Here is a 14,760-nt window from a genome sequence, read left to right on the forward strand (position 1 = left end):
TCGAAGAGGAGAACGCCAAGCTGAAGAAGCTGCTCGCCGAGCAGATGCTGGATGCCGCCGCAATAGGTCCTGTGCCTAGAGTGGCAAGACATCCATGCGCAGCTCCGACTGGACCATTTGTATTCGGAAAAAGTTTGATGCTTGATTGACCAAAGCACTCAGGAGCTGCAAGTGGAGAAGAAACCGATCGCAGGCCAAACGGGTTCTGCACATATTCTCCATCCACGGGATGGATGCGTTTCATCCAAACAATCGATTTCACTGATTGCAGCCATTACTGCATAGAACTAATACCACTGGTTATCCAGATGCTGCATACTAGACGCGTCCGGATAACTGCAAGTTTTGCCAGAAGCATAGAGAGACAAAAATGCCTGCTGACGTGCGATGGAAACTTTGTTGGGAAAATGAGCTGCAAGTCGACGATCACGCAGAACTTTCTGCATTCTTTCGTAATACCTACGGGCCGACAGGCGCGTTCAATGCAATGCCCTTCGAAGGTGGCCGGAGTTGGGCCGGAGCGCGGCCTGAAATGCGCGTGATTGCTTACGACTCGCATGGCGTTGCCGCCCACATGGGCATGCTGCGGCGTTTCATCAAGGTCGGGGAGGTGGATCTCCTGGTGGGGGAACTGGGGTTGTGGGGAGTGCGTGCCGATCTTGAAGGACTTGGGCTTAGTCATTCAATGTTTACGCTGTATCCGGAGTTGCAGCGGCTCGGCGTCCCATTCGCGTTCGGCACGGTTCGGCACGCGCTGTACAAGCACGTTGAGAGACTGTGCCGCGGCGGTATTGCGACCATCCTCCCAGGGGTCCGCGTCCGCTCCACTCTCCCAGAGGTCTACCTCGATCTGCCAGCCACGCGAATTGAGGATCCCCTCGCCGTCGTGTTTCCCATAGCGCGCTCGATGGACGAGTGGCCTTCCGGCACGCTAATTGATCGTAATGGCCCAGAGCTATGAAACAGCTGGATTATAGTTGCAAAGTCTCGGGCAACAGCGCCAACCGTAGTGTTTATCTGACGTTCGACGACGGACCAAACCCATATTGCACGCCTGATATCCTCGATGTTCTGGCGGAGCAACGCGTACCCGCTACGTTCTTCGTCATCGGTGCTTATGCCGCGGATCAACCAGAACTTATCCGACGAATCGTTGCCGAAGGGCACGAGGTTGGCAACCATACTATGACCCATCCGGATCTGACGACATGCGGACTAGAGGAAATAGAATATCAGATCACCGAAGCAAGAGAGGCCATTAAGTCGGCCTCTCCTCAGGCTGAACCCAAGTTTATCCGCGCTCCATACGGGGTCTGGAACGAAAACGTGCTAAGCATCTCAGCGCGCGTGGGGCTCCAAGCGGTACATTGGTCCGTAGATCCGCGGGACTGGTCGCGCCCTGGTGTCAACGCCATTGTTGATGCAGTGCTGGCTTCAGTCGAGCCAGGCGCCATCGTGCTGTTGCACGATGGGTGCCCCCCTAACGAGCTTGTAGGACACAAGCTTTCTGGCTTGCGCGACCAGACGCTGATGGCGCTTTCCCGTGTCATTACCGGGTTGCACGACCGTGGTTTTGTCATCCGAACGCTCTCCTAGGATAATTAACGGACGGTATCTGCATGGATCTATTTGGTACAGCCGGCACGGTGGCAATTTCGTTGTATGCGCTTCTTTCTGGCGTCTATAAGGGCATGCAGGTCCTGTATGCTCCAACGGCAAGTTCTTTTTCTGCCTCTCCCGGAAGCCCGCTCAACGCGCTGGCAAGCGTCGACGTGATTGTTCCCTGTTTCAATGAAGACCCGGACATTCTCTCGGCGTGCCTCGAGTCTATCGCAAATCAGGATTATGCCGGGCGGCTGCAGGTTTTTGTGATAGATGATGGTTCTACAAACCGCGAGGACCTCGCACCCGTACACAACACATATGCGGGAGATCCGCGGTTCAACTTCATTCTTCTGCCTACAAATGCCGGAAAGCGCAAGGCGCAGATCGCCGCAATACGCCGCTCATCCGGTGACTTGCTTCTAAACGTCGACTCAGACACCACGCTTGCGCCCGACGTGGTCACGAAGCTCGTCCACAAGATGCGCGATCCATCGATAGGCGCGGTTATGGGACAATTGGTGGCCAGAAATCGCAGCGACACATGGCTGACACGACTGATCGACATGGAATACTGGCTGGCCTGCAACGAGGAGCGGGCGGCGCAGGCACGTTTTGGTGCGGTGATGTGCTGTTGTGGTCCATGCGCCATGTACCGCCGATCTGCACTGCTTTTGCTGCTCGACCAATACGAGACGCAACTGTTTCGCGGCAAAACAAGCGATTTTGGTGAGGACCGTCATCTTACAATCCTGATGCTCAAAGCTGGTTTTCGGACCGAGTATGTTGCGGATGCCATTGCAGCCACAGTCGTGCCAGACCGGCTCGCACCGTATCTGCGACAACAGTTGCGCTGGGCGCGCAGCACGTTCCGAGACACGTTGCTAGCGCTGCGCTTGTTGCGCAGGCTTGACCGTTATCTAACATTAGACGTGATCGGGCAGAATCTTGGGCCGCTGCTTCTTGCCGTGTCGGTATTGATGGGGCTTGCGCAGATTGCGGTGGCAGCCACGATACCGTGGTCGACGATAACGATGATAGCATTCATGACGGTGGTGCGCACCAGTGTGGCTGCGCTTCGCGCTCGCCAGGTTCGATTTCTAACATTTGCTGCCCACACGCCAATCAACCTTTTCCTCATTCTTCCCCTTAAAGCATATGCGCTGTGTACGTTAAGCAATAGTGCTTGGCTCTCTCGCACTGATGTCTTGCAAAGACCCCCCCGCAGCGCGGAAACATCATCGCTTAAATCTCTACCGATGGATTAACCTTTTCGCGAGCATCCGAAGTCTTGGTCGGCTTTGGATGTTGCAGCTGACGGCGAGGCCGAAGGCGGACAAACCTAACATCAGTTGCGGGATTAGCCACAAGAGGTGCAGGAAGTTGAACCAGAAAAAGCACTATCAGTTGCTGCATGATGAGTTGGCTGAAGACGATCCATGGCGGCTTGACAGCAACCCGTTCGAGCAGGAGCGACATAGGCAAATGCTGCGGCTGGCGCTTGCGCAGCAATCAATCACAAACGCGCTCGAAGTCGGATGCGCAGCCGGGGCGTTCACCGAAAGACTTGCGCCGCATTGCGAGCAACTCACCGTAATTGATGTGGTGCCCCATGCGCTCGCTCGAACGCGTCGACGACTAAAGGATCCGCCGAATATCTCCTGGATAAGCTGCGATATCCTCCAGTTCTCGGCACGAAAACCCTTTGATCTGATCGTGGTAGCTGAGGTGCTCTATTACCTTGAGAGCGTTGCTGAGATGCGAACGGCTGTCCGCAACTTGGCACAAATGCTCGCGCCATCCGGCCATCTAATATTCGGATCGGCAGGTGATGCGAGCTGCCAACTTTGGGGTCACGTGGCTGGTGCCGAAACCGTCATTACGATCTTGGATCAGGAATTGGTCCAAATTGATCGTGTGCGATGCGTCGGCCAAACCACCAACGAAGACTGCTTGCTTACCCGATATCGCCACCCCGTTTCTCAATGATCCGGCTACCGCGTTAGATATGGAGATCTTATGCGCATCTGCGGAATTAAACTCACACACGACGGAGCAGTTGCCCTCATCGAAGACGGGAAACTTATCTTCTGTATTGAGCAGGAGAAGCGCAACAACAACCCCCGCTATCAAGCTATCGACAACCTTGACGCGATTGTCCAAGCCCTGAACGAACACGGTTTGAGCGTAGGGGACGTTGATCAATTCGTCATCGACGGGTGGGACGGAGAACTTAAATCAGAGTTCCAGGTCTTCAGCGAAGGCCTCCCCATAACTCTCAGTGGAGCTCCCTATGTCGAACCGTGGCCAGAGAGCCCTCTAAAGTCCCATGACAGCTCGGGTCTCGCGCTCAGCGGCTCGATCCTTCCCTACAAAAGTTTTCCGCACGTCATAAGCCACGTAGTCTCCGCGTACTGCACCAGTCCGTTTGCCAAAGCCGGAGAACCTTCGTTCTGCTTGGTATGGGATGGCTGCATATTTCCACGGCTCTACTATGCGGAGCCAAAAGGAATCCGATTAATCAAGTGCATGTTCCCGATGATAGGTCATGCCTATGCTGTCGCCGGCCATCACTTCGGGCCGTACAGGAAGGCGGATCCAAAAAGCTGGAACCTGGGTGTCGCCGGAAAGCTAATGGCCTACATTGCACTTGGCGCGGCTCAGGAGAACATCCTAAACGTGTTTCGGGAGCTCTACGAGGAACACTTCGCCGGAGAAACGCTGCTCGCGGTCGGTTATAGGGAAAACATTCATAATGCAGACGCATTGCTTGGACGCGTCAATGATTACTTCGACGCAAGCGCGTCCCGGTTACAGTGTGAAAAACCCCAGGATGTACTTGCTTCATTTCATGTTTTCCTTGAACGCCTCCTCGTTGGCGAGATGACGATTGCTCTACAGATGCAGTCGCAATTCGAATCCCGAAACTTGTGCGTGGCCGGCGGATGCGGCCTTAACATCAAATGGAACAGCGCGCTCAGAGCGAGTGGTCTGTTTGAATCAGTCTGGGTGCCCCCATTTCCCAACGACAGCGGATCGGCTATTGGCGCCGCCTGCTGCGCGCGTGCTGTCGAGCGTGGTCTCGCTCCGCTTGACTGGTCAGTTTACAGCGGCCCTAAGCTGAAGAGTAGCGCAATCCCGCCAGGGTGGGAAGCTGCTCCATGCACCTTGGCCGAACTCGCCAGGATATTGGCATCTAACGAACCGGTTGTTTTTCTTGCCGGCCGTGCAGAACTTGGGCCACGGGCGTTGGGAGGCAGAAGCATCTTGGCCGCCGCGACTTCCCCGAAAATGAAGGATCATCTCAACGAAGTGAAATTCCGCGAGCATTTCCGACCTGTAGCCCCAATTTGCTTGGAAGACCGCGCACAGGAAATCTTCGACCCCGGCACTCCAGATCCCTACATGCTCTTCGATCATACGACACGCCCGGAATGGCGAGCACGGATCCCCGCCGTAGTGCACCTTGATGGAACTGCGCGACTTCAAACGATCTCGCGAAACTATGAGCACGAAGTCTCGAAGCTTTTGGCCGAATATGAAAGTCTCACCGGTATTCCGCTGCTTTGCAACACGAGTGCCAACTATCACGGCCGGGGTTTTTTCCCCGACGCTGCAGCGGCCTGCGAGTGGGGACAAATAGGCCACGTATGGTGCGATGGCTTGCTGCTTACAAGGACGAGCGAAACCGATGTATCCCCGGTGGACTGCACGGCTTTCTCGGCAAGCACATGGCCGCGATAGCAATCAGTTTGATTGACGTCACGAAAACCTATATCGACCGAACTGTTGTCGATCGGTTTTCGTTCGCCGTCAAAAAAGGAGAGTGCTTCGGGCTCCTCGGGCCCAACGGTGCCGGCAAAAGCACGATTGCGCGCATGGTCCTTGGTATGACGCCGCCCGACGCAGGCAAGATCACGGTGCTTGGCGCACCAGTGCCTGCGCAGGCTCGTCTGGCGCGGGCAAGCATTGGGGTGGTTCCGCAATTCGACGACCTCGATCAGGAATTCACAGTGCGTGAGAACCTGTTGGTCTTTGGGCGCTACTTCAATATGAGCACCCGTCAGATCGAAGCCGTTATCCCGTCACTCCTAGAGTTTGCCAGACTTGAGAGTAAGGCGGATGCGCGGGTCGCAGGCCTTTCCGGTGGTATGAAACGGCGCCTGATGCTGGCACGCGCGCTCATCAACGACCCACAACTGCTCATATTAGATGAGCCCACCACCGGTCTCGACCCGCACGCGCGCCACCTGATTTGGGAGCGGCTGCGCTCGCTGTTGGCACGCGGCAAGACGATCCTGCTTACTACGCATTTCATGGAGGAGGCAGAGCGGTTATGCGACCGGCTATGCGTTCTTGAAGAAGGACAGAAGATCGCCGAAGGTCGGCCCCAAGGGCTGATCGACGAGCAGATCGGCTGCCAAGTCATTGAGATCAATGGCGGCAATCCACATGAACTGCGCGCGCGTATCAAAACATGCGCGCAGCGCATTGAGGTAAGCGGAGAAACCCTCTTTTGTTACTCCTCCGCTCCTGAGCAGGTGCGAATACAATTGCGGGACCGTACGGATCTGCGTCTTTTACAGCGCCCCCCCAATCTCGAGGACGTTTTTCTACGACTGACTGGGCGAGAGATGAAGGATTGAAAGATGTGGGAAAATTATGCGGCAGTTCTGCCTGCCAATGGCTGGAACTGGACTGCGATGTGGCGCCGCAACTACCTTGGGTGGAAAAAAGCCGCGCTTGTGTCAATTCTCGGCAACCTAGCAGATCCCATGGTCTATCTTTTTGGTCTGGGGACCGGCCTTGGTTTGATGGTCGGACGAGTCGAAGGCATGTCATATATTGCTTTCCTGGCAACTGGCATGGTAGCGGCTAGCGCGATGACGGCGTCTACGTTCGAAACCATCTATGCGGCCTTCGCGCGCATGCGCGATCAACGCAGTTGGGAGGCGATCTTATACACGCAGATGACCCTTGGCGACGTAGTGCTGGGAGAAGTCGCCTGGGCAGCTACCAAGGCGCTTTTGGCCGGAACTGCGATTGCGGTCGTCGCAGCCATTCTGGGTTATGCGGTTTGGTCATCCATTCCTTATGTGGTGCCGGTGATAGCCCTGACCGGAATCGCGTTTGCGAGTCTGGCAATGATCGTTGTGGCGCTCGCGCCCAGCTACGACTATTTCATCTTCTACCAGACCCTCATTCTCACGCCGATGCTGTTCTTGTCCGGTGCTGTCTACCCGGTAACTCAATTGCCCGGTAAAGTTCAGCAGATGGCGACATTCTTGCCGCTGGCACATGCGATCGACCTCATTCGCCCGGCAATGTTCGGCCGGCCAGCCGCCGACGTCATGTTCCATCTTGGAGTACTTTTCATTTTTGGCGTATTGCCCTTCTTCGTATCGACTGCCTTACTTCGGCGACGCCTAATGTCATAAAATCGGCGCCAAACACCAAGTTGAAAGGCACAGTCATCGACGTAGGACGGCACTACCGCGGGCGGCGCTCAGATTCAGCGGCTCTCCAGGTGATCCTCGGTTAGGCCGAGGTAATGCTTGTTTCAAGGAGACGTCAAATGAACATGGATGACGCACGGCTGAGATGGATCGCGGGCGTGGGTGCGGCTTTTTTCGCATGCGGGGCGGCCGCCGCGAACCTGAGATCATCGCCTGTGTGGCAGAGGATGTAGCGGCTGGGCTAAGCCCCTGGCAGATCCGCGTGCGTGGTTTGGGTGTCATCACTTCATCACTGAGGACAAGGGTTTAATCAACAGCGTGCCCGGCTCCGACCTTTCCTAGTCGGACTCGCTGATCCCGGAACTCGACATCAGCTACCTCTTCACCGACACATCGCCGCTGAACTTATCCTTGGCACGACCTATGCCAACATCAAGGAAAATGGCGCGGGCGGCGTGCCGGTCCGGAGGGCTTGGCTGCTGCCGCCAACGCTTACGCTGCAGTACCATCTCACCGATTTCGGCGCCTTCGAGCCCTATGTCGGCGCTGGCATCAACTACTCGATATTCTACAACCGGAGCGAAAAGCCCGGTTTCCATAACCTCGACGTCGACAATCATGTGGGCGCCGCGCTGCAGGTCGGTTTCTACTACATGGTTGACGAGCATTGGGGCGTGAACTTCGATGTGAATCTTCCTCGAAACCGAGTGGAAGGCTGATCATAGCGTTCTCGGGCCGCTGAGTGGCAAGGCAACAATCGATGCGTGGTTGATCGGCGCTGGCGTGACCTACCGTTTCTGAATGGACGATCACGGCCGGAGAAGGAGCCTTCTCTTCGATAGCGCCTCCCCATCCGTAATCGGCCTTGTGCGGTCTCGGAAGGCGGCGGCCACGGCCCTCGGCCTCTGTCTTTTTGCGAACGATACGGTGCGCGATTACGGCTCGACTGCGCGGCCTGAGCCCGGCGTTCTCATGGATGTTCTTCCGTTCCCCCGAGAATCGCGCATGCAACTGGAATATCATTCACCGTACCGCAGACCGACCGCCAACGCCTGGCCGATCAGAGACGCAACTCGCCGCAGAGTCACGTCTGGTGCGGCGAGATCACCTGGTGAGTGCCAACACGCTAGGCACGCTCTAGATCATGCGCCAGACCAGCAAGTCGAAGACCTGATGCGGCGCTGAACGTTTCGCGCGGCCGGCGTGCGCCTCGGCTACGTGCTTGCAGATGGCGGTTATGTGATAGCTCGCTTTCAAGCGATTTCCACACCCGCTGTCGATTGCGCGCCCACAGCCCCCACATTCCACATGGCCCCACGACATCACTGACCGCCTCATGTATTTCTCCACCTCTCGCCCAGCTGTTCATAGCTACGTCCATCGAACCATAGCACATGCCAAACAGAAAAAGTGCGATCGCCAGTCGCAGTCGCAGTATTGTCGGCGCAAGCCTATGTTGTCACAACCTTTCAGGCCCCAGTATACGTTCATTTCCTTGTTACTGCCGTGGTGGCCGGTGGGATCCTGCCGCAATGACTTGTTGGACAAGGTACGCTGTCCCAGATCGGCTTCAGTCGCGACAAGTGACGTCAACAACTCACTCAGTCCCGGTCCAGTACGATTTTCAATGACCTGAGGACGTCGGCTGCGTCGATGAGAGCGTCCCGGACTTGTTCCGGCGGCAGGTCGCGAACGCGCTCCGAGCATAACCTGAGATCAATCAGAACGTCTCGAGCACTGTGTATTCCTGCGACGCTTGTCTGCCTACGCATGTCGCGGATGGTATCGATTGATCGGTCTAAGAGGCGGCTTACCTCATAGTGCGTGAGTTTCTCTACGCCGTTTGCAGCCCTGATCAGCTCTGCAATAAAATCCGTCTTTAAGCTCATGGTCCAAATCCTGCCGGCTCATTCTTGAGACAACTGTGCCGAGTCTCGCGGCGGTGCTAAATGTTCCTCCGGCCTACATGCGATTCTAGTTGTAACATTGGGGAAGACGGGTCCTCCGCATGGTACAATCCGCGCTCTGCATTAATCAAGCCGCGTGTCTCAAGAGCGGCGACTCGGCCTTGTCGGGGGTTTTTGAGTCACTGAATGTCTTCTCGCACTCGCGCAAACGGACAGGAGGTACGTCAACGATGGCGATACACTGACCAGTCTGCTTTAGCCCCGCAAAAGCCTGAGTTTCCTGCAAGAATAAGGCCCCTCGAGGGAACATCATCATCTGTGACAAACACCGAATCGATGGGTCGATTACCGGTTGGCAGCATTGGAAATGCGCAGCAGCGTCCCAATGGTATCGATGGAGAATGATATGACTTGCTTCCGTCATTACCCGCAGACGATTTTCCCGCCAAGAGGCTGTGGGTACCGGCCAAGAATGGTGAAGGCTGTTAGACCATCCCGCAGTCCTTGCTCATCCAGGAATAGCCAATGCGACTCGTCAAAGTGGACCATCTGAGTAACCGCACAACCGAGCAAGTCACTGATCGGCTCAATACCGACGGCGCCGACAAGCTCAACAGCTCGAAGAGCGCAGTTCTGGATAAACTGTTTTTCACGGCATCGCACCCTGAAACGGCGGGCGGATGTGCGCCACGATCCCTGTCGCTGTTTCCGTCGCCGTCAGTCCTGTGCGACAAATGGCCCTGAACTGCGGCATTTGATCTGCTATGTCGCGCCGCCTTCGCGCGCAATCATGTTTTATGCCACACGCAAGATAACCGCCCTGTTCTGCGGATTGTAAGGAACGAAACGTAAGCGATCATGAGACCACCAAGAGGCACCGTATGGCTGCCGAACGCTTGGCTTCCGGGAGCCGATTGGGCTGATCGCTACGAGATCCTCGCTCTGGCCCAACGGGTGACAGCAGCTGAGGCGGCCCGGCGAGCGCTTGGTAGCGCACCCCGCTCGGTGCGAAACATTCTGAATTTTCGAAACCGCCTCATGCCGTTGGTCGGTCTGAACGCAACCGCGGACACGAGGCATTTCGACCTGGTCGCCAGCTCCCACTAGTGCACAGCGACGACTGCCAAACATTCGGCTATGATGACCCTCACCTGCTTTTTCGCCTGATCTTGGATGTCGATGAAGGGCCGGCTGATGGCCAGATGTCGGCATGACCACCCTGGTGCGCCGCAGGAGCCTTACCGGGTGGCTCTATCTTGCGGCTGCCATTCGCTTTCATAAGACGATTATCCCGCCCTTGCTCACGGTGGTTGAACGCCTCTGCTGAAACAGCCCAGTTGTTCGGCGACAGTGGAATTCGTCCAAGTGGAAGGCGCCGCGCGATACGTACTCAAAAACGTCCGCATTCCTCTACCAGCCGAAGCGCCTCCGTTCGCCTTCCATTTTCCAAAGCGCGCGGGACGCATCGCTCGCCGGCTGTGGAAAGCATCATGAAAACAACAACTCTGATCATCCTGCGTGGAGATGCTCAGCGGAATCTCAAAGCGGAAACAGATTCAACTCGTCCACACGTTTTTCGCGAACCTGCGATCACAAGCTCCGGCAAGCGGAGTAGTGAACGGGTAAAGCAGTGGCCGGCATTGTGGGGATACACCACATCGCTGCAGTTACTCACTACCGTGAGCTCTTGCTTCGCCATGCACCACACGTAGTTACCTCTGAGTCGGGCCACCAACGGACCCCCTCGTCAGTGTCGAGACAATTTCGTCCAGGCACTTGAGCTCGGGTCGAGGCGCTCGAGCAGAGCCACTGTGTCTTCAACGCCCAACACATGAGTGATCGTCCTAATCCAAGTATGTTTTTCATATTCATCGCATCTATGGCTGCGATGCAAATAAACGATTTTGCTTGAGCGGCAGACCTGAACTAGAAGAATCGTGCATTGAGTTTTTAGGCCAGTAACCGCACGGCGCCTGATAATTGACTCGCGGTGAATGGCTGAGATAGCGACTATCCTCTGCGACTGCAAAAGAGAAGAACTATGTCTGATACCAAACTGCAACGCGTGCTTTCGTCTCTTTCAGAATTGTATAGACAGCTAAATCCTCTTCCGTCAGGTCCGGGACCAGATGCCGACTGCGTCAAACTAAACACAAACGAGAATCCATTTGCCTTGCCGGCAGCGGTGATGCAGAGCGCTGTTGCTGCTCTCGAACGGCAGTATCTATATCCGGAGGATGATAACGTCAGCTTGAGGGAAGCAGCTGCCGCATCCTATAACCTTTCCCCGGATCAGGTGATCGCCGGCAATGGGTCCTCCGAACTTCTTTCGCTTCTATACAGAGCATTCCTTGATCCCGGTGACAGCGTCGCAATGTTGTCACCTGGCTTTGCATACAACCACAAGCTCGCGCTGCTGCAAGGTGCTCGATTGCTTGAAATCAGATCCGGCGAGCCTTGCTCGTTGCCGATACACAAACTGCTTTTCGGTCCTGCAAAGAAGGCCAAGTTCATTCTCTTGGCTAATCCGAACAATCCTACCGGCACTTTTGCCCCGATTGCCGATATTGAAAGCCTCGTCGCACAGTCTGACCGGTTGATCGTGCTGGACGAAGCCTATGTTGACTTTGCGCCTGACAGTGCTCTCCGTTTAATTGACCGCTATTCGAACCTTCTGATATTACGAACGTTCTCCAAGAGCTATGCGGCGGCCGGCATTCGCGTTGGCTTCGGCTTTGGCCATCCTGAGGTTATAGGGCGGCTGCGCAATCTCCAGAACATGTTCAACATGAATGTGATCGCCCATGCGGTCGGCGTCAGCATCCTTGCTCACCGCACGGACTACGAGGAGAACCGTAGACAGATTAAGTTTGAGAGAGAGCGCGTGAGGTTCGCACTGTCGCAACTTGGGTTCTCTGTAGCGCCGTCTCATGCGAATTTCCTGCTGGCCCGCGTGCCATCAGGGCGAGACGGCGCTTGGTGGCAAACCTACTTGAAGCAAAAAAAGATACTAGTGGCCGTACTCCCTGATGAGGGTCTGGAAGATTGCATTCGCGTTAGCATCGGGACAAAATTGCAAATGGATGCATTCCTTGAGGCTGTCGATGAGATTTTGGGAGCTGAGAGCTCCACACGATGGGCCGTTTAGCAGCTACATTCCGTTCTGTGCGAATGATGGCAGCAATAAGACAGAGAGCAACGATTGCAAGATCTCCCCACGGCGTTGGCCAGCTCTACCACTCCCTGGGGAAGGAGGCTGTTGCATGGCCCGCTTGCACGTGTCTACGTCGTGTTCTCCAGCCGTCAAACTGCAGAACCAGCATACAGTCGCGAAGGCAATGAAGCTTTTCACGGCAGAAGCACACTAAAGATGTTGAGCAACGGCCGGGCGTGCAAGGACGTGTGGCCCGGACTCTGCATCAGTAGTGATGTCCGGCCAAGAAAAGCCCTGAATCTAATTTCGCTTGAATCAAGGTCCGGAGCTCTCGGAACAAAGTCGGAGACGGTTTAATGAGAAAAGCCCTTCCTTCAAACCTAACTTTCGGTATATTCGACCATCTGGACGAGGATGGTAACGACGTTGCACGACAATACGCAGACCGTCTCAAGCTGGCGGAAGCGTATGATCGGCTCGGCTTTTATGCTTACCATGTCGCGGAGCACCATTGCTCGCCGCATGGAAGAGGCCCATCACCAAACCTGTTCTTATCGAGTGTCGCGCAGCGCACCCGTCACCTTCGTCTCGGCCCCCTCACCATGCTGCTTAGCCTTTGTCATCCGCTGCGTGCATTTGAGGAGATCTGCATGCTTGACCATTTGAGCGGTGGCAGGGTCGAGTTGGGGATAGGCCGCGGCTCCCTTCCGATCGAGCTAGCTTACTTCGGGATTGGTGCGGACGCAGTGCCAGGACGATATCTCGAAGCCAGCGAAATCCTGATGGAGGCGATGAGGGGCGGCACTCTTTCTTACCGCGGCCACCATTTTAAGCTAAACGATGTTCCTTTGACCCTGAAGCCTCATCAGCGCCCGCACCCGCCGACATGGATCGCCACCAACAAACCCGAGTCTGCACGCTGGGCCGCTGCAAACGGCGCGAACATCGCGTCCCTAGGTCCTGCCTCATTCGTTCGCAAGGTCACCGACGCCTTCCGCTGCGAGAAAGGACACAACAGTTACGCGAACGACCAGGCGCCATTCCTCGGACTGCTTCGCATGATTGTGGTCGGGCAGTCTGCAGACCATGCATATTCGCTCGCCGCTCCTGCTTTCGAACGATGGCTTGAAACTTTCAAATTCCTGTACGTTCTAAATGAAATCCCGGTTCCGCCGAATCTCCCCTTGAGCTTCGATGCAGCAATCGAAAGTGAATTGTGCGTGGTGGGAACGGCGGATTTTGTCCGACGGGCTCTGCTAGATCAGGTGGAAGAGGCGGGAGCAAACTATCTCCTTTGTCAGGTGGCTTTTGGGAGCCTGCCCTTGGACGCTTCGCTGTACACCGCGAGGATGCTTCAATCCGAACTCATGGATCGGGTTGGCTGAGTACCATGGTGCCTTGTCGAACTCAGATATGCGGAAACGCACTTCTTTCTCTCCCCATGCGTGGCGCAGTCCATATGCTTGATTAAGGTCAGGTCCGAAACGGGTGTTCCTTATCTGCGAGTTGAATGTTGAATGGCCGTCATGCGCGATCAAGAAGCGGGTTTGAGCACGAGGCGCGGAGGAAGAGGGGAAGTGGTTTTAACGCCAGAATACTGATAGTGACGTACGGCGCGCGGGCATGAAAGTCCACGCCAATGAAACGATTGGCAAGGCTGGAGGGGACAACCGCACTGTTGTCCGACGCATTCTTTGCGTTCTCGATTAACCCAGTGGTCAAGTTTTCGGTCGGATGCCTTTGCATTAACTTGGCCGAACTCTACTAGGCACAAATTGACGGGCGAAGAGCAATTAGCAAAATGCGTTCGAACGCCAATGAGCGGCAACTCAAGCTTGCCGGCAAGATCGTCGCGGCTTATCTAATCCGCAATGTCGTCTCGATCAACGATTTGCCGCATGTGATTCAGCAAACCCATGCGGCGCTGAGGAGTGCCTCTCGAATATTCCAAGGCAAGGAGGAGCCTGTCGTCGGAAAGCGGCGCCCCGCAGTGCCGATCAGGAAAGCGGTCGCCGAGGACTTCATCATCTGCTTGGAAGATGGCAAAAAGTTCAAGCTGCTGCGGCGGCACCTGATGGCAAATACGGTCTGACGCCGGAACAATACCGCTGCAAATTGGGACTCCCGGCCGATAACCCGATGATCGCCCCGAGCTATTCTCGTCAGCGCTCCCAGCTTGCTGCGTCAAGATGGAGTAGGACGGGGACGAACGTCCCATCCACCGTCCGCACGGGCCCACCCATTTCAGCGATCATGGAACCCGCATGGCCCTTGCAAGAGCTTTTCTGAACTCCTTAGCGCTTCACCCATCGAAACACGGCAGCCGCTCCCGCTACTATTAGAAAGAGACGGACGATATGGTGGAGAACAACGAACGGGACCTCGACGCCAAGCGAGAGAGCGATGACGCTCATCTCGGCGACACCTCCCGGCGAGTAGGCGAGCGCGAGGGAGGCGAACCGGTCTCAACGTTCATCCATTGCAAAGATCAAACCAACCCTCCATAGTTGCGCTCAATGTAAGGGTTGGGTTGTGATGCTTAGACAAACTTACGATCCGAAGGTGACGCGAGAACTCGCGGTAATGAAGGTTACATTCCCTTTGATTGGATTTGTGATCTGCGTCGCCATTCTTGGCCTTT

11 protein-coding genes and 3 pseudogenes are annotated in these 14,760 nt (G+C 55.7%); 12 read left to right on the forward strand and 2 right to left on the reverse strand.

Going from position 1 to position 14,760, the window contains the following annotated elements:
- Positions 1-370 precede the first annotated feature (370 nt).
- From ACQ7C1_RS31005 to ACQ7C1_RS31040, 8 genes and pseudogenes are all read left to right on the forward strand, one after another.
- Positions 371-961 carry a NodA family N-acyltransferase gene (locus tag ACQ7C1_RS31005; RefSeq protein ID WP_069457973.1) on the forward strand — a complete coding sequence of 197 codons (591 nt, stop codon included), beginning with the start codon at positions 371-373 and terminating at the stop codon, positions 959-961.
- On the forward strand, positions 958-1,596 hold the full coding sequence (gene nodB, locus ACQ7C1_RS31010) for a chitooligosaccharide deacetylase NodB (RefSeq protein ID WP_430961116.1): 639 nt from the start codon (positions 958-960) through the stop codon (positions 1,594-1,596). Before ACQ7C1_RS31005 ends, nodB begins: the two co-directional genes overlap by 4 nt.
- A 23-nt stretch (positions 1,597-1,619) precedes the next feature.
- A complete protein-coding gene (nodC, locus tag ACQ7C1_RS31015) occupies positions 1,620-2,870 on the forward strand; it encodes a chitooligosaccharide synthase NodC (RefSeq protein WP_430961117.1) in 1,251 nt (416 codons plus the stop codon).
- A gap of 115 nt (positions 2,871-2,985) precedes the next feature.
- The gene (gene nodS / locus ACQ7C1_RS31020) at positions 2,986-3,591 is read left to right on the forward strand and encodes a nodulation methyltransferase NodS (protein WP_430961118.1); all 606 of its coding nucleotides are present in this window, start codon (positions 2,986-2,988) and stop codon (positions 3,589-3,591) included.
- A 30-nt stretch (positions 3,592-3,621) separates the two neighbouring features.
- Complete coding sequence (nodU, locus tag ACQ7C1_RS31025) at positions 3,622-5,346, forward strand: nodulation protein NodU (protein ID WP_430961119.1); 1,725 nt, start codon at positions 3,622-3,624, stop codon at positions 5,344-5,346.
- Positions 5,334-6,248: a nodulation factor ABC transporter ATP-binding protein NodI gene (gene nodI / locus ACQ7C1_RS31030; RefSeq protein WP_430961120.1), complete on the forward strand. Its 915-nt coding sequence runs from the start codon at positions 5,334-5,336 to the stop codon at positions 6,246-6,248. The genes nodU and nodI overlap by 13 nt, the downstream gene beginning before the upstream one ends.
- A 3-nt stretch (positions 6,249-6,251) precedes the next feature.
- The gene (locus tag ACQ7C1_RS31035) at positions 6,252-7,040 is read left to right on the forward strand and encodes an ABC transporter permease (RefSeq protein ID WP_430961121.1); all 789 of its coding nucleotides are present in this window, start codon (positions 6,252-6,254) and stop codon (positions 7,038-7,040) included.
- Positions 7,041-7,257: 217 nt separating this feature from the next.
- Positions 7,258-7,859, forward strand: a pseudogene (locus ACQ7C1_RS31040) (OmpW/AlkL family protein); the annotation flags it as partial.
- 800 nt (positions 7,860-8,659) lie between these two features.
- On the opposite strand, the gene ACQ7C1_RS31045 reads toward ACQ7C1_RS31040, so the two are convergent.
- On the reverse strand, positions 8,660-8,947 hold the full coding sequence (locus ACQ7C1_RS31045) for a hypothetical protein (protein ID WP_430961122.1): 288 nt from the start codon (positions 8,945-8,947) through the stop codon (positions 8,660-8,662).
- A 543-nt stretch (positions 8,948-9,490) separates the two neighbouring features.
- Between ACQ7C1_RS31045 and ACQ7C1_RS31050 the strand changes: the two genes are divergently transcribed.
- The 4 genes and pseudogenes from ACQ7C1_RS31050 (at position 9,491) to ACQ7C1_RS31065 (ending at position 14,408) form a co-directional block, all read left to right on the forward strand.
- Positions 9,491-9,709, forward strand: coding sequence for a hypothetical protein (locus tag ACQ7C1_RS31050; RefSeq protein WP_430961123.1), 219 nt, complete (start codon positions 9,491-9,493; stop codon positions 9,707-9,709).
- A 1,297-nt stretch (positions 9,710-11,006) separates the two neighbouring features.
- Positions 11,007-12,113, forward strand: a complete 1,107-nt coding sequence (gene hisC, locus ACQ7C1_RS31055; RefSeq protein WP_430961124.1) for a histidinol-phosphate transaminase — start codon at positions 11,007-11,009, stop codon at positions 12,111-12,113.
- 362 nt (positions 12,114-12,475) lie between these two features.
- Entirely contained in the window at positions 12,476-13,504 is a 1,029-nt protein-coding gene (locus tag ACQ7C1_RS31060) for an LLM class flavin-dependent oxidoreductase (protein ID WP_430961125.1), read from the forward strand.
- 416 nt (positions 13,505-13,920) lie between these two features.
- Positions 13,921-14,408 (forward strand): annotated as a pseudogene (locus ACQ7C1_RS31065) (MucR family transcriptional regulator).
- A 5-nt stretch (positions 14,409-14,413) separates the two neighbouring features.
- Here ACQ7C1_RS31065 and ACQ7C1_RS31070 read toward each other — a convergent pair.
- Positions 14,414-14,566: pseudogene (locus tag ACQ7C1_RS31070) on the reverse strand (AbrB family transcriptional regulator); the annotation flags it as partial.
- Between the last annotated feature and the right edge of the window lie 194 nt (positions 14,567-14,760).

This window comes from Rhizobium sp. Nf11,1 (assembly GCF_050587665.1).
Taxonomy (GTDB): Bacteria; Pseudomonadota; Alphaproteobacteria; order Rhizobiales; family Rhizobiaceae; genus Rhizobium.

Excerpts from the sequence above, each read along its gene's own strand:
- ACQ7C1_RS31005 (WP_069457973.1), top strand. The coding sequence starts at position 371 with ATGCCTGCTGACGTGCGATGGAAACTTTGTTGGGAAAATGAGCTGCAA.
- nodB (WP_430961116.1), top strand. The coding sequence starts at position 958 with ATGAAACAGCTGGATTATAGTTGCAAAGTCTCGGGCAACAGCGCCAAC.
- nodC (WP_430961117.1), top strand. The coding sequence starts at position 1,620 with ATGGATCTATTTGGTACAGCCGGCACGGTGGCAATTTCGTTGTATGCG.
- nodU (WP_430961119.1), top strand. The coding sequence starts at position 3,622 with ATGCGCATCTGCGGAATTAAACTCACACACGACGGAGCAGTTGCCCTC.
- nodI (WP_430961120.1), top strand. The coding sequence starts at position 5,334 with ATGGCCGCGATAGCAATCAGTTTGATTGACGTCACGAAAACCTATATC.
- ACQ7C1_RS31035 (WP_430961121.1), top strand. The coding sequence starts at position 6,252 with ATGTGGGAAAATTATGCGGCAGTTCTGCCTGCCAATGGCTGGAACTGG.
- ACQ7C1_RS31045 (WP_430961122.1), bottom strand. The coding sequence starts at position 8,947 with ATGAGCTTAAAGACGGATTTTATTGCAGAGCTGATCAGGGCTGCAAAC.
- ACQ7C1_RS31050 (WP_430961123.1), top strand. The coding sequence starts at position 9,491 with ATGCGACTCGTCAAAGTGGACCATCTGAGTAACCGCACAACCGAGCAA.
- hisC (WP_430961124.1), top strand. The coding sequence starts at position 11,007 with ATGTCTGATACCAAACTGCAACGCGTGCTTTCGTCTCTTTCAGAATTG.
- ACQ7C1_RS31060 (WP_430961125.1), top strand. The coding sequence starts at position 12,476 with ATGAGAAAAGCCCTTCCTTCAAACCTAACTTTCGGTATATTCGACCAT.